The organism is Archangium sp. (assembly GCF_057119385.1).
In genome coordinates, this window is sequence record NZ_DBNGVP010000106.1 from 55,627 (window position 1) to 68,564 (window position 12,938).

At 70.7% G+C, this 12,938-nt stretch carries 15 protein-coding genes; 5 read left to right on the plus strand and 10 right to left on the minus strand.

Annotated elements, in window-relative coordinates; genetic code table 11:
• Positions 1 to 42: 42 nt before the first annotated feature.
• The 7 genes from AC16DP_RS26150 to AC16DP_RS26180 all read right to left on the minus strand — a co-directional run bounded on the left by AC16DP_RS26150 (position 43) and on the right by AC16DP_RS26180 (position 7,428).
• Positions 43 to 1,929, minus strand: a complete 1,887-nt coding sequence (locus tag AC16DP_RS26150; protein WP_329725728.1) for an OPT family oligopeptide transporter — start codon at positions 1,927 to 1,929, stop codon at positions 43 to 45.
• 72 nt (positions 1,930 to 2,001) lie between these two features.
• On the minus strand, positions 2,002 to 2,484 hold the full coding sequence (locus tag AC16DP_RS26155; protein ID WP_329725729.1) for an FKBP-type peptidyl-prolyl cis-trans isomerase: 483 nt from the start codon (positions 2,482 to 2,484) through the stop codon (positions 2,002 to 2,004).
• Positions 2,485 to 2,561: 77 nt separating this feature from the next.
• Positions 2,562 to 3,848, minus strand: coding sequence for a dicarboxylate/amino acid:cation symporter (locus AC16DP_RS26160; protein ID WP_329725730.1), 1,287 nt, complete (start codon positions 3,846 to 3,848; stop codon positions 2,562 to 2,564).
• Positions 3,849 to 3,905: 57 nt separating this feature from the next.
• Positions 3,906 to 4,739, minus strand: coding sequence for a DNA-methyltransferase (locus AC16DP_RS26165; protein WP_329725731.1), 834 nt, complete (start codon positions 4,737 to 4,739; stop codon positions 3,906 to 3,908).
• A 31-nt stretch (positions 4,740 to 4,770) separates the two neighbouring features.
• The gene (locus AC16DP_RS26170; RefSeq protein WP_329725732.1) at positions 4,771 to 5,013 is read right to left on the minus strand and encodes a hypothetical protein; all 243 of its coding nucleotides are present in this window, start codon (positions 5,011 to 5,013) and stop codon (positions 4,771 to 4,773) included.
• 88 nt (positions 5,014 to 5,101) lie between these two features.
• Positions 5,102 to 6,289, minus strand: a complete 1,188-nt coding sequence (locus AC16DP_RS26175) for a TfuA-like protein (protein ID WP_329725733.1) — start codon at positions 6,287 to 6,289, stop codon at positions 5,102 to 5,104.
• Positions 6,286 to 7,428: a YcaO-like family protein gene (locus AC16DP_RS26180; protein WP_329725734.1), complete on the minus strand. Its 1,143-nt coding sequence runs from the start codon at positions 7,426 to 7,428 to the stop codon at positions 6,286 to 6,288. The genes AC16DP_RS26175 and AC16DP_RS26180 overlap by 4 nt, the downstream gene beginning before the upstream one ends.
• A gap of 69 nt (positions 7,429 to 7,497) precedes the next feature.
• Here AC16DP_RS26180 and AC16DP_RS26185 point away from each other — a divergent pair, with 69 nt between their 5' ends.
• A complete protein-coding gene (locus AC16DP_RS26185) occupies positions 7,498 to 8,004 on the plus strand; it encodes a peroxiredoxin (protein WP_329725735.1) in 507 nt (168 codons plus the stop codon).
• On the opposite strand, the gene AC16DP_RS26190 is transcribed toward AC16DP_RS26185, so the two are convergent.
• Together AC16DP_RS26190 and AC16DP_RS26195 are read right to left on the minus strand one after the other, a co-directional pair.
• Positions 8,001 to 8,582 carry a TIGR02265 family protein gene (locus AC16DP_RS26190; RefSeq protein WP_329725736.1) on the minus strand — a complete coding sequence of 194 codons (582 nt, stop codon included), beginning with the start codon at positions 8,580 to 8,582 and terminating at the stop codon, positions 8,001 to 8,003. The two genes, AC16DP_RS26185 and AC16DP_RS26190, sit on opposite strands and share 4 nt — an antisense overlap.
• Positions 8,583 to 8,699: 117 nt before the next feature.
• Complete coding sequence (locus AC16DP_RS26195) at positions 8,700 to 9,143, minus strand: hypothetical protein (RefSeq protein WP_329725737.1); 444 nt, start codon at positions 9,141 to 9,143, stop codon at positions 8,700 to 8,702.
• A gap of 204 nt (positions 9,144 to 9,347) precedes the next feature.
• On the opposite strand from AC16DP_RS26195, the gene AC16DP_RS26200 reads away from it, so the two are divergent.
• The 3 genes from AC16DP_RS26200 to AC16DP_RS26210 are packed head-to-tail and all read left to right on the plus strand — an operon-like array spanning position 9,348 to position 11,052.
• Positions 9,348 to 9,956: an RNA polymerase sigma factor gene (locus AC16DP_RS26200; RefSeq protein ID WP_329725738.1), complete on the plus strand. Its 609-nt coding sequence runs from the start codon at positions 9,348 to 9,350 to the stop codon at positions 9,954 to 9,956.
• Positions 9,956 to 10,501 (plus strand): zf-HC2 domain-containing protein, encoded by a 546-nt coding sequence (locus tag AC16DP_RS26205; protein WP_329725739.1) that lies wholly within the window; start codon positions 9,956 to 9,958, stop codon positions 10,499 to 10,501. The genes AC16DP_RS26200 and AC16DP_RS26205 overlap by 1 nt, the downstream gene beginning before the upstream one ends.
• Positions 10,501 to 11,052, plus strand: a complete 552-nt coding sequence (locus AC16DP_RS26210) for a hypothetical protein (protein WP_329725740.1) — start codon at positions 10,501 to 10,503, stop codon at positions 11,050 to 11,052. Before AC16DP_RS26205 ends, AC16DP_RS26210 begins: the two co-directional genes overlap by 1 nt.
• A gap of 8 nt (positions 11,053 to 11,060) precedes the next feature.
• On the opposite strand, the gene AC16DP_RS26215 is transcribed toward AC16DP_RS26210, so the two are convergent.
• On the minus strand, positions 11,061 to 12,032 hold the full coding sequence (locus tag AC16DP_RS26215) for a 3-oxoacyl-[acyl-carrier-protein] synthase III C-terminal domain-containing protein (protein WP_329725741.1): 972 nt from the start codon (positions 12,030 to 12,032) through the stop codon (positions 11,061 to 11,063).
• Between the two features lie 115 nt (positions 12,033 to 12,147).
• On the opposite strand from AC16DP_RS26215, the gene AC16DP_RS26220 reads away from it, so the two are divergent.
• Positions 12,148 to 12,786, plus strand: a complete 639-nt coding sequence (locus AC16DP_RS26220) for an SGNH/GDSL hydrolase family protein (RefSeq protein WP_329725742.1) — start codon at positions 12,148 to 12,150, stop codon at positions 12,784 to 12,786.
• The last annotated feature ends 152 nt before the right edge of the window (positions 12,787 to 12,938 follow it).

Here is a 12,938-nt window from a genome sequence, read left to right on the forward strand (position 1 = left end):
GGGGTTGACTCCAGAAGTAGTGCCCGACCCTCCCTGGAGGGCCTACTTGGGCATGAACCCGAACGCCTTGAGCATCGCCACGGCGATGCCCATGAGGCTCTCGCCCGCGATGAAGCCCGAGCTCACCGGGAGCACCGTGGCCTCGGCCAGCTTCGGCTTCTTGCGGCGCAGGAACTCGGCGATGGCCGCGCCGATGAAGAAGCTGATGGAGCTCGCTCCCGGAATCACGATGGCCAGCCCCAGGCCCGACGCCGAGGGGATGTACGGCCTGGCGCTCTTCGGCGCCCAGCGCTCCAGCAGCACCAGCGCCACACCCAGCGCCAGGCCGCACAGCGCGCCGATGCGCGCGGACGTGTGCAGCGAGCTCACCCCGTTGACGAGCATCTTCGACACGCCCGCCCACACCAGCGAGGACGGCGCGGGGAACTCCTCGGTGCCCAGCACGTCCGCGCTCGGCACCAGCAGGTTGAAGACGGGCACCACCACGGCGGCCCCGGCCAGCACGCCGAAGAGCTGCCCGAAGAACTGCTTGCGCGGGCTCGCTCCCAGCAGCCACCCCGTCTTGAGGTTCGTGAGCAGGTCCGCCGAGTGCAGGCCCACGCCGCCCGTGGCGTTGGCGCTCATCACGTTGGCCGCGAGGTTGCCGGGCAGGATGGCTCCGTAGAGCAGCTGCGTCACCGGCCCGAGCGCCTTGGTGGGCGTGGTGTCCGTCTCTCCCGTCACCCGCGAGGCGATCACCCCCATCACCACCGACAGCGGCAGGGCGATGACTCCCGCCCACCACGGAATCTGGAACAGGTAGGCCATCAGCCCCACCACGATGGGGCCCAACACCATGAAGCCGAGGGGGAACCAGGTGGGCGGGCACTCCACGTCCGCGAGCGGATCCTTCTCCTCCTCGGCGTTCTTCCCGAAGAGGCCCGAGAGCGCCTTGAAGGACTTCGCCACGCTGCGCCACTGGAAGGCGAAGGACAGCAGGCCCGAGGACACCAGCACCGAGGCGCCCGTCCACAACGCCCAGCCATTGATGGCCTTGTACGTCACCTCGGGGATGATGCCGCGGCTGACCATCTCCGGGGCGAGGAAGCCATACGTGAAGAACGCCCCCAGCAGCATGGACCAGCCCGTCTTGAAGCTCACCAGCGCCCCGGCGCCAATCAGCAGCAGGCTCAGATCGAACGAGAGCGTCCACGCCCCCGCCGGCTTGCCGCCGATGGTGAAGGGCAGGCTCAGCTTCGAGGGCAGGTTCCACGCCAGCCACGAGGCCCTGCCCTCCCGCCAGAACGCGACGACGGCTCCCACCAGGCCCGCGAGGCTCAGGTAGCGCGCCTTGCCGCGCGAGCCCTCGTCATGCCCGTGGAGCGCCTGCAGCGTCTCGGCGGTGGCGGTGCCCGTGGGGAACGGGAGCTGCTCGATGTTGATGAGCTGGCGCTTGATGGGGATGGCCGCGAAGACGCCCATCGCCGACACCACCGCGAACCAGGCCACCAGCCACCCCGAGGACGGCAGCGTCCCGGTGAGCATCAGCAGGGCGGGCACGGCGGCCATGTTGCCCCCGCCCGTCATGTACCCCGCTCCCGAGGCCACCGAGCCCACCGCGTTGTTCTCCAGCGCGGTGAGCTCCCGCTTCACCAGCCCCACGGCCCGCAGGGCGCCAAAGACGGCGAAGGAGAGCACACACGCGGTGATGGTGACGCCCAGGCTCCAGCCCGTCTTGAGGATGACGTACAGGTTGGACAGGCACATCACCGCGCCAATCGCCATGCCCACCACGACGGCGCGCACGGTCAGCTGGCGCTCGGCCCCCTTGTAGACGTTGTCGAGCCAGTATCGCTCGGGATCCTGGGTGCCCGAGGAGGGCGTGTCCGGGTGGGGGGGCTCGGGCGTGAGCTTGAGCTGCTGGGGCGAGGGCGTGGCGGGCTGGCTCATGGGGGGTGCACGATACCGGAACACCCCCTACCCCACGAGTGGGTATTGCTCCTGGCCCCTCCGGCCGTCCGCTCAGTGAGCCCCGCCCGGCCCGTGGGCGTGACCGTGCTCCTTCTCCTCGTCCGTGGCCGCGCGCACTTCACGCACGGTGATGTCGAAGTGGAGCGTCTTGCCCGCCATCGGGTGATTGAGGTCCACCACCACCTTCTCCCCCTTCAGCTCGCGAATGGTGATGGGGATGACGTCCCCGTCCGCCGTCTGCGCGCTGATGGTCAGGCCCGGCTGCAGCTGGGCATTCGGGGGGAACATCTCGCGGGGCACTTCCTGGAGGCCTCGCGGATCGTGCTCGCCATACCCCTGCGAAGGAGGCACCACCACCTTCTTGGACTCCCCGGCGGCCATGCCCTCCAGCTGCCCTTCCAGACCCGGGACGATCTGCCCCCGGCCATGCATGTAGGCGAGCGGCTGCCCGGGCTCACTCTCGTCGACGACCTTTCCATCCCCGAGGTGCAACCGGTACTCCAACGAGACCACACTGTCCTTGGACACCTTCATCGTGGGCGGCTCCTTCTGTCCTACGGGTATGGGACGGGGATGCAGCGGGGGCAAGCAACCCGTGCTCCCCTGATTGCTCAGGAAGCGGACGACTCGGGCTCCAACCCGGCCGCCTGGGGCTCGGCGGCCACGGCGGGCTCACCCCGGGACACGTAGACGGCGGCCGCGAGGTCCCCCGTCACGTTGAGCGTGGTGCGGCACATGTCGAGGAAGCGGTCCACGCCCAGCACCAGCGCGAGCCCCTCGGGGGGAATCTTGAACATGCCCAGAATCATCGCGATGACCGGGATGGAGCCGGCCGGCACGCCCGCGGTGCCGATGCCCGCCAGCACGCAGATGAACATCACGATGGCCTGATCCGCCAGGCTCAGCTGCACGCCGAACACCTGCGCCAGGAAGAGCACGGTGACGCCCTCGAAGAGCGCGGTGCCGTTCTGGTTCATCGCCGAGCCGGCGGTGAGCACGAAGCGCGACACGTTGCGCGGCAGCTTGAGGTTCTCCTCGGCCACCTTGAGCGCGGTGGGCAGCGTGGCGCTGGAGGACGCCGTGGAGAAGGCGGTGACGATGGCCAGGCGGCAGTCCCGGAAGAACGCCACCGGGTTGCGCCCCCCGAGGAAGCGCACCGACAGCGAGTACACACCGAACATGTGCAGCCCGAGCGCCAGCAACACCACGCCCACGTAGGACGCCACCTGCATCAGCACGCCCATGCCCAGGCGCGCCATCATGCTGAAGAGCAGCGCCCCCACGCCGAGGGGCGCCAGCTTCAGCACCCCATCGATGAGCTTCATCATCACGTCGTGCAGGCCCTGGATGGTTTCACGCAGCTGCTTCGCCGCCGGGGTGTCCGTCACCGCCAGCCCCAACCCGAAGATGAGCGAGAAGACGATGAGGGCGATCATGTCCCCGTCCGCCGCCGCCTTGATCGGGTTGGTGGGCACCATGGCGGAGATCAGCGACGCCACCGAGGTGCTGCTCGGCGCGGGGGCCGCCTGCACCGAGGTGCCCTTCATCGCCAGCGCGCGCGCCTCGTCGCTCAGCCCCACGCCCGGCTTGAGCGTGTTGACCAGCACCAGGCCGATGAGCACCGCGATGCTGGAGATGACCACGGTGTAGCCCAGGGTCCGCAGGCCCAGCCGGCCCAGCTGCTTCAGGTCCAGCTCGCACACGCCCATCACCAGCGCGGAGAAGAGCAGCGGCACCACCAACATCAGCAGCGCCCGGAGGAAGAGCTGCCCCGCCAGCCCGGTGATGTTCGTCACCACCCACTCGAGCCAGGGCGTCCCTCCCGCCAGGAGGTTGGCGGCGATGCCCGCCAGGGTGCCGATGACGATGCCCAGGAGCATCTTCTGGTGCTGCTTCATCCGGGTGCCTCTTGGTGCTGGGGGAGAAGAATCCCTGGGACAGGGAAGGCACGCAGCCTACCGGTGATTCCCCGTGGCGGATACACCCTCGTCGGTGCCCACTGTCTCCGGCCGCACTCCCGCTCCCCTGGCCAGTTCACCCGCCGTCTCACGCAACCGCCGGGTCACCCGCTCGGCCCACTCGGGCTCCACCTCCAGGCACGCCGCCCCGCGCCCCAACCGCAGCGCCGCCGCCGGCATCGAGCCACTGCCCGCGAACGGATCCAACACCCAGTCCCCCGGCCGGCTCCACGTGCGCACCAGCGGCTCCAGCACGGAGAAGGGTTTGTGGTGCGGATGGTTGCCCCAACGCGCCGCCTCGGCGTCATCGTCATAGCCGCCCACCACCGCCCAGACGGTGGGCAGGCCTCCAGGCTCCAGCGGGGGCGCGGGCGTGCGCGAGAGCACCAGCGCCACCTCGTAGACGCGCAGCAGTTGCTCGTTGGCGTTCTTGTCCGTGGTGCGCTTGCCCCAGACGTACTCGCCCCGCAGGTGGGTGTAGCCCAGCGAGCGGGCCACCGCGAGGATGGGCTCCTTGCCCAGCAGGTTCGTCCAGATGGCCATCGGCGCGTCCGGTGTCAGGTGCGCCACCGCCCGCGTCATCCACTCCTCGGTGAAGACGCGGTAGTCGCGCACCGTCTCGAAACGCACGATGGGGTTGCGATCGATCTTCTTGTTCGCCCGGGGATCCCGCGGGTCTCCCCCCTTGCGCCGCCGCGTGAGCAGGCAGTACGGCGGATCCGTGTGCAGGAAGGTGGCCTTCGCCTCTCCCAGCACGGCCCGGTAACCACCGGGCTCCCGCGCATCGGCCCGCACACAGCGGAACGTCTCGAGCTCGTCGTGAGGATTCATCCGGCGCGCACCCTACCCCAGCAGCCCCGCTTCACCACCGCGCCTCGGCAAGCGCCGCCCGCGTCACCGCCAGGATGTCCCCCACCGGCACCCGCTCGTGCGACTTGAAGACGGCGAAGTCGTCCCCCCGCTCGGTCACCACGTCCAGCACCTCGTCGATGAAGGCCTCGCCCTCGCGCAGTTGGATCGCCACCGGCCGGTGCCGCAGCACGGCCTCCTCCAGCACGTCGATGAAGTCACAGCGGCCCACCTCGTCCTGGCATATCCGCGTCATCGTCTCGCCGCCTCCGGCGCCAAAACTAAATGGCTCCCCTCTCGCCTGCCCACCGGAATGAAACGCTCCTGGAATGGAGCCGCCCCGCTCACCGCTTGCGCCGGCCCCGCTTCGGCGCCCCGAGCCGCCCGGCCTCCTCCACCCAGTGGCCCCTCAGGCGCGCCTCCGTGGCGAGCGCCTCGTCCCACGAGGGCCCGTCTGGCAGCACGCGCGACGCGTGCTCGAGCATCAGCCGCTCCAGCGCCCGGTCCTCGCACAGCCGCCACACCTCGTATTCGTCCAGGCCGCAGGCGACGAGGTACATCTCGCGCTCCTCCGGCGGCACGCCCAGCAGCTCCCACCACTCCTCCTCGGCCCGTACCACCTCCTCGTCGGTGGCGAGCAGACCGAGCGACCGCGCCTGGCCCGCGAGCAGCGCCCGCTTCAGGCCCGCCTCCGCCAGCTCCCGGGCCTCGGGCGCGGCGCGCAGCCGGGCGAGCACCGCCTCCGAGGACACGAGGCCCCCTTCCGTCGCGCACACGCCCTCCACGAGGCGGCGGCGGCGCACGTAGGACGAGGGTGGCGGCCGGCCCGTCCGGACGGGTACCGGCACCTCCGCTCCCGAGGCGATCCACGCCGAGGCGGCCTTCAGGCAGGCCCGGGCGTCCTCGCGCTTGAGATCCTCGAAGCCCCTGGCCGCCCAGGCGTCCCACTTCGCCCGGGTGGCCGGACGCCAGGCGTCTCCCACGGCCGCCAGCACCCGGGGCCAGGTCCGGTCCTGGTAGAAGAGCCCCGCCGCCGCGTCCACCAATGCCTGGGCCTCGCGGGGAGCGAGCACCTTCGCGCCCTGCGCCTGACGCGCCGCGTGACGCACGTTGACGAGCGGCACCGTGAGGGGCCGGAAGCCGTGCTCCGCGTCGGCGTGGAGCAGCGCCACCTCGGCGTCATCCACCAGCTCGCCCCGCTGGTACGCCTCGAAGATCTGGCCCACGCCCACCATGCCGTGCCGCGAGAGCTCCGCCGCGCGCAGCGCCCCCATGCTGGCCCCGCCGAACACCGCCACCTCCGCATCCAGCGCGGCCAGCAGCTCGTGGTGCCAGACGGAGGGCTGCGCCTCGAAGACGCCATCCACCAGGGCAATGGCCCTCGGACGCAGCGCGAGGGCCCGCCACACGTCGCCCTGGCGCGCGGGCGGCAACACCCGGCAGGGCACCAGGGCCCGGGCTTCCTCCTCTGGCAACGAGGGGCCGAGGAAGACCAGGAGATCATCGGGATGATGGGCCGGACGTCGTTTCACAGCAGCTCCGAGACGCGCAGACCCGGCACCACCACGCGCACCACGTGGAGTCCGGGGAGAGGGGCCTCCAGCTCGACAGCGGCGGCCCGGTTGAAGCCCGCCTTCCCGAGCCGCATCAGCACTTCGCGCACCGCTTCCTCCGGCGAGGACACCTCGTCGGACATGTCGGGCATGGATTCCACGGCCCGTCGCGGACGGACCTCCGCACAGGCGGCCGCCAGGGCCAGCGTGGCCTCGCGGTCTCCCGCGGCCACGTCCTCGCGAGCGCCGTGGATGTCGGTCAGGCGGGACTGGGCCGCCTCCAGCAGGGCGCCGAGCAGGGCCTGGTCCCTCCCCAGTCCGCAGGCGTACCCGGCCGCCAGGGGCACCGGGCCCTCGTCGCGGTCCACGAGCAGCGCCCCTCCCACCGGCAGGCCCGCGGCACGGGGCGTCCGCGCGCCGGGCGTGAGATCGAAGAGGTAGACGGCGAAACCCCGCTCGCCCAGGGCCCGCGCGAGCGCCGCCGTCCGGGGAGCGCCCCGCTCCAGCTCTCCCGGGCGCAGCATGCGCGAGAGGAGGACCTCCTCGGACCACCCTTCCGGGAGGATGCGCGCGAGCTGATCCCTCTCCGTGGCCTCCAGCAGCGCGTGCAGGAGCGCCCGGGCCCGCTCGGGGTGCGCACCCGAGCCGTTGCTCGTCCACCGCACGCTCACCGGGCCGAGCGACGGAGCCCCGCTGGGCGGGCAGTACACCCCCTGGGCCGGGACGAGCACGGGCCGCCCGGACTGCAGCTCGGTGGCCTCGCACCACGCGTAGCGCATCTCGCGGCTCCACAGCCGGGAGACGACCACGCCGCCCCGGGTGCCCAGCTCCTCGGCGCCCCAGACGGCACGGCCCCGGGTCTCCAGCCCATCCATCGAGCCCCAGACGAGCCGCTCCAGGGGAACCTTCTCCGCGCCCCACAGCTCCGCCGTCTCCAGGAGCGCGCCGGCCGACGCCGCCTGGAAATCCAGGCCCTTGCCATTGCACACCTGGAGCACATAGCCGCCTGGACGCACCGCGGCGGCCACCTCCACCCCGGCCCGGTCCAACCCCGTCACCCGCGCCACCCGGGTGACGCCGAGTCCATGGGCGAGACGGTCGAGAAAGGAGGAAGTCAACGGAACAGCGGTCGGGAGGGCCACGGGAGAGCTCTGTGTTGGGTGAGCGAGGACGTCTCGGCGGGAAGCATGCTAGGGGAGGTCCGGCGTCAGGAGGCCGAAAAGAAGATGCTCGACGTGGGACAAGCCGCCCCGGACTTCACCGGCACCGACTGCTGGGGACGCACCTTCACGCTCTCCGCGCTCCGGGGGCGGCGGGTGGTGCTCTTCTTCTTCCCCAAGGCCTTCACCCTCGCCTGCACGGAGGAGACGCGCCACTTCCGGGACAACCACGAGCGGATTCAAGCACTCGGGGCGGAGCTGGTGGGCGTGTCGGTGGACACGGTGAAGACGCAGTGCGAGTTCGCCGAGAAGGAGGACATCCACTTCTCCCTGCTGGGCGACGAGGGGCGCTCCATCAGCCAGGCGTATGACGTGCTGTGGCCCGTGCTGAAGGTGGACCGGCGCGTCACCTACATCATCGGCCCGGACGGCCGCATCGAGTCCGTCATCCGCCATGAGGTGCGCGTCTACAAGCACCTGGACGACGTGCTGCGCTACCTGACCGAGCATCCACTGCCGTCCACGGGTGCCTAGACTTCCCAGGAGCAGTGGTACTCGCAGTAGCCGTTGCCACGGGCGCGGCACTTCGTCTGCTCGACCCGCACGCCACGGCCACCGCTCATCTCGATGGCGCGCTCGTACCAGCCGACGATGGTGAGGCAGTCCGCCTCGGTGACACTCTCGGCGCCCAGGGTGCGCAACACCGCGCTGCGGGGGCCGCTCTTCTCGTACGAGCGGGAGCCCACCGCGTAGTAGAGCCGGTAGATCTCCGGCGAGTGGCTCAGGAGGAAGTGCGGATCCCCCTTGCGGATGAACACGTGGTGGGGACCGTTGAGGTTCTCCTCGGCGGAGGCGCGGCCCATCTCGACGAAGGCCTTGTTGCGATCCCGGGGCGAGAGCGCATCGGCGATGGCGGCGTCCAGGCGGAGGTTGAGCTCCAGGGGGTACCAGCCGATGGGCATGATGACGCCCTCGAGGACCTTGCGATCGGCCGGAGGCAAGCGCTGGAGCACCTGTTGGAGACGCCCGGTTCCACCCTGCTTCATCAACAGATTGAGGCGGGTGATGAGCACACTGCCCTTGATGCGCGCGGCCGCGCTTTCCGTTGCCATGATGCGAATCCCCCGGTGAGCCCCTGCATTGTGTCAGCCGGAGGATGTGGGCGGCAACCTGCCCGGAGGGGACTTCCCGGGTGGAGCGGGCAGGCGAGCCCCGTGGCATGAACGCCGTCAGTGAGGCTGGAGCTCGCGCAGACGCTTCTCGAGGTCCTCGCCGAGATCCGTCGGCCGGCGCAGCACCGAGGCCATCATGACCACCGTGGTCGCCGTGAGCTCGTCTCGGGCATGCAGCCGGCTGAACCCCTCTTGCATGTCCGTGAACATCTGCCGGAAATCCGCGCGCAGATGATGGACCTCCCCATTCAACCTCTGGACATCACCACTCAATCGCTGGACATCCCCGCGCATCTGCTGGAACTCGGCTCGCTGGCGCTCCAACTCGGCCCCCAGGCGCTCCGTCAGCTTCTCCTGTCGCACCATCCGCGAGTCCAGGCCCGCCACCTGCGTCCTCAGGTCCGCCACCTGGGTTTCCAGCCTGTCGATCCGGACCCCCAGACCCTGAACGGCATTCAGGATCTGCGTGCCAATGTCAGCCCCCATCATCATCTCCGCCATGTTCACACTCCTCGCCCACCCGGGCAGTCCGTGAGCCCGTCAGCCCACGCCGCACAGAATAGCGGAACACCTCGACGATGCGAACCTTTTTCTAACCTTTCAAGTAGGGTCCCCTCCCCTACTTCCCAGAACATCACCAGGTACCTGTATCCCCAACGAAAAACCCCCTTTAACTTTTCGCCGGCTCCGGTGTTCGTAGGAGGCGTGAAGGCCCTGGAGACATCCCTGGCGCTGGCGGAGGCCGCCACCGAACCGAGCGACGAGGCGCTCTGCCGCGCCTTCCTGGCCGGTGACGAGGCGGCCTTCGGCACGCTGGTGGAGCGGCACCGCGCCCTGGTCTTCTCCCTCCTGCGGCGCTACACGGCCCGGCCCGAGGACGCGGCGGACCTCGCCCAGCAGGCCTTCCTGCGGGCCCTGGAGGCCTCGCGCCGCGTCTTCGCCCGCTGGAGCCTCTCGGGCCCCGCGCCCTTCCGGGCCTGGCTCGTCCGCATCGCGCTCAACCTGGCCAAGAACCATGCCCGCCAGGGCAGGCGCTGGCTCCAGGCCGTGCAACACCCGGAGACCGAGGCCCCGGGAGAGTCCGCGCAGGAATCGCTGGAGCGGAGCGAGCGCGAGCGGCAGGTGCGCGCGGCGGTGCTCACCCTGCCCCGCCGCCAGCGCGAGGTGCTGACGCTGCGAGTCGACGGAGGGCTGGGCTTCCGGGACATCGCCGAGACGCTCGGCATCACCGAGACGAACGCGAAGGTGAATTTCCATCACGCCGTGAAGCGCCTCCGGGCGCAGGTGGCGGAGCCGTCCGAGGAGGAGCGCTGATGGCGGCATGCCAGGACAAAGACGAACTGCTGACCCTCTTCGCCGCGGGAGCGCTGGAGCCCGAGGAGGAGGCGCGGGTGCGCGCGCACCTGGACACCTGTGCCGCGTGCCGCGCGGAGGCGGAGGCGAACCAGCAAGTGCTCGGCCTGGCCGCGCTGCCGCCGCCGTCCGTGAAGGAGCAGGCCGTGGTGGCGGCGCTGCCCCGGACGGCGGTGGGCGCCTGGCGCAGGGCACAGCTCCAACAGGCGGCGCGGATGCGGACCGCGGGAGCGCTGATGGCGGCGGCCGCCGGGGTGTTGCTGGTGTTGGGACCGGTGCTGCAGCGCCGTCTCACCCCACCTTCCGCGCCCACCACCCCTGTGGAAGCGCCCGCCGCCACGCCCGAGGATGACGCCTTCGCGCTGGAGCAGTGGGCGCTGGCGGACCCGCTGGCCGACGCGCTCGACCCTTCCGACGCGGACCTGGAGGAGCCCGAGTCCGACGAGTTCCTGGACTCCGAGCTGGACGATTTCTTCTCAGACACGAACCCTGGAGAATCCCTGTGATGAAGCCCATTCGACTGGCGGTGCTGACCCTGTGCCTGCTTCCCCTGGTGTCCCTGGCCCAGACGCCCGAGGCGAAGGAAGCCGCGGAGCGGGCGGAGCGGCAGACGCGGCTGATGCGGGTGGTGGGTCTGGCCGAGGAGCTGGACCTGGAGGAGTCCCAGGCGCTGAAGATGGCGGACACGATGCGCCAGTTCGACGAGCGCCGGCGCCCCCTGGTGGAGCAGGTGCAGGAGGCCGCGCAGGCGCTGAGGAAGGCGGCGCGGGGAGAGGCCGCGACGCAGTCGCAGGTGGACCAGGCGGTGCAGCGGGTGTTCGAGGCGCGGACGCAGCTCACGGCGCTCGACCGGGAGATGTACCAGGCGCTGGCCAGGGATCTGCCTCCGCAGAAGCGGGCGCAGCTCGCCATCTTCATGGCCCGGCACGACGGAAAGATGAAGATGGAGAAGATGATGAGGAAGGCCGAGCGGGAGGGCCGGCGCGAGGAGCGCGAGAAGCGCAGGCAGGAGCGCATCCAGCGGATGCAGCAGCGCCTCCAGGAGCGCGCCCAGTAACTCCCGCCCTACACGCGCACCAGCAGGGCCACCTGGTGCGCGCCGATGCCGATGCCGAAGAGCACGAGATACTTCGTGCGCAGCTCGCGGTGGTAGCGGGCCAGGGTGACGGGGATGGAGGCAATCACCATGTTGCCGCAGTCCTCAATGGTATGCAGGTACTCGCGCGGGCGGATCTTCTCGTTCCAGTGGTCCAGCAGCTTGCGCGTGGCCTGGTGGGACACGAGGGTGATGTCGTCCCCGGTGAGCCCGTGCTTGCGCAGCAGCCGCTCGACGAGCCGCGGCGGGCCCTCCATGCCGGTGTTCAGGAAGGCCTGCACGCCCCGGGAGGGCTCGAGCCCGTACACGGGGGTGGTGAAGCCGGCCTCGGGACGGGAGCGCATCGTCATGGCCCCGTACTCGTCGCTGAAGGTGTCGGCGGCGTAGTCCACCAGGACGAGCCGCTCCCCGGCGCCGAGCACGGCCGCGCCCGCTCCGTCCCCGATGCCGAAGGCGTGGCCCTGCGCGTAGTCCACGTTGCGCGTCCACCCCGCCCCCACGGCCACGAGCGCCCGCTCCGAGTGCCCCGCCAGCATCGCCTCCCAGGCCAGCACCGCCCCCATGACGAAGTTGCCAAAGTCGGCCTGCACCGGCACCACCACCGCATGCGAGCCCAGGCCCAGCTCCCGATGCACCTGGTACAGCGCGTTGGGCGAGACGAACTCGGACACCGAGACGTAGCCGTAGAGCCTGTCCACCTGCTCCGGCCGCACGCCCGCGTCCTCCAGCGCCGCGCGCCCCGCCTTCGCCGTGAGCGAGGCCAGCGACTCGTCCGGCCCCAGGCACCGGTGCTCCCGGTTGCCGTAGAAGAGCGAGGCCTCGGACAGCCCCTGTGCCCGGGCGGCCTCGCGGATGCGATCGAAGATGGGGTCGTCACTGGTGCGGACCCGCTCCGGCAGCGCGGAGCCCAGGCCCAGGAAGGCAATCGAAGGACGCGTCATCGGGCCGGAATAGAGCACACCCGGCCCTCCCGGCGAGGCCTCTCCTGCCCACTCGAGGGACAGCCGGGCACATGGCGCTGCGAAGCCGCCTCCTGGCCGCTATGGAGAGCACCTCATGAGCGCACTGTCCCTGAGATACGTGGCCCTGGGTGACTCCTCCGCCGTCGGAGTGGGCTCGCGCGGTGGTGGCTACGTCGAACACCTCTTCCAGCGGCTGCGCCGCACCCGCCCGGGTGTGGGCCTGCTCAACCTGGGCGTGAGCGGCGCCACCAGCGCCACCGTCCTCTCCGGACAGCTCCCCAAGGCCTCCCGCTCCCGTCCCCATGTGGTGAGCCTCGCGGTGGGCATCAACGACCTGTGGCGTGGCGTGGAGCCCGACCAGTTCGAGTCCAACCTCGACCAGCTGGCACGCGGCCTCGTGGCCACGGGCGCCCCGGTGGTGCTGGCCAACCTGCCGGACATGTCGCTCGCCCCCATCGCGCGGCTGGCGACGCACTTCCTGCCCATCCAGCTCATCTCCGCGCGCATCGCCTCATTCAATGAAGCGGTGGCCCGCGTGGTGGCCCGCCATGGCCTGCTCGGCGTGGACCTCCACGGCCCCAGCCTCCGGGAGCTTCCCGGCAGCACCGACTACTTCTCCGCCGATGGCTTCCACCCCTCGGACACCGGCTACCAGCGCATGGCCGAGCACTTCTGGCCCGTCCTGCTCCAGGCCGCCGAGCTCGGCGCCAGCTCCGCGCAGGCCACCGGCTGACCTCCGCCCACCGGGCACGGTCTTCCCAGACTTGGTCGGGTAGACCGGGGAGTTACCTCCCCGGCCCCCCACGGATCCGGACGTGCGGAATTCCCGCATCCGGCTCTTCGGCTCATGGACTCACTGCGAGCGGAAGCCCATCTCGCACCCTG

Bases quoted from the DNA above. Each gene is read 5' to 3' on its own strand.
- AC16DP_RS26150 (WP_329725728.1), bottom strand. From the start codon at position 1,929: ATGAGCCAGCCCGCCACGCCCTCGCCCCAGCAGCTCAAGCTCACGCCC.
- AC16DP_RS26155 (WP_329725729.1), bottom strand. From the start codon at position 2,484: ATGAAGGTGTCCAAGGACAGTGTGGTCTCGTTGGAGTACCGGTTGCAC.
- AC16DP_RS26160 (WP_329725730.1), bottom strand. From the start codon at position 3,848: ATGAAGCAGCACCAGAAGATGCTCCTGGGCATCGTCATCGGCACCCTG.
- AC16DP_RS26165 (WP_329725731.1), bottom strand. From the start codon at position 4,739: ATGAATCCTCACGACGAGCTCGAGACGTTCCGCTGTGTGCGGGCCGAT.
- AC16DP_RS26170 (WP_329725732.1), bottom strand. From the start codon at position 5,013: ATGACGCGGATATGCCAGGACGAGGTGGGCCGCTGTGACTTCATCGAC.
- AC16DP_RS26185 (WP_329725735.1), top strand. From the start codon at position 7,498: ATGCTAGGGGAGGTCCGGCGTCAGGAGGCCGAAAAGAAGATGCTCGAC.
- AC16DP_RS26190 (WP_329725736.1), bottom strand. From the start codon at position 8,582: ATGGCAACGGAAAGCGCGGCCGCGCGCATCAAGGGCAGTGTGCTCATC.
- AC16DP_RS26195 (WP_329725737.1), bottom strand. From the start codon at position 9,143: ATGGCGGAGATGATGATGGGGGCTGACATTGGCACGCAGATCCTGAAT.
- AC16DP_RS26205 (WP_329725739.1), top strand. From the start codon at position 9,956: ATGGCGGCATGCCAGGACAAAGACGAACTGCTGACCCTCTTCGCCGCG.
- AC16DP_RS26210 (WP_329725740.1), top strand. From the start codon at position 10,501: ATGAAGCCCATTCGACTGGCGGTGCTGACCCTGTGCCTGCTTCCCCTG.
- AC16DP_RS26215 (WP_329725741.1), bottom strand. From the start codon at position 12,032: ATGACGCGTCCTTCGATTGCCTTCCTGGGCCTGGGCTCCGCGCTGCCG.
- AC16DP_RS26220 (WP_329725742.1), top strand. From the start codon at position 12,148: ATGAGCGCACTGTCCCTGAGATACGTGGCCCTGGGTGACTCCTCCGCC.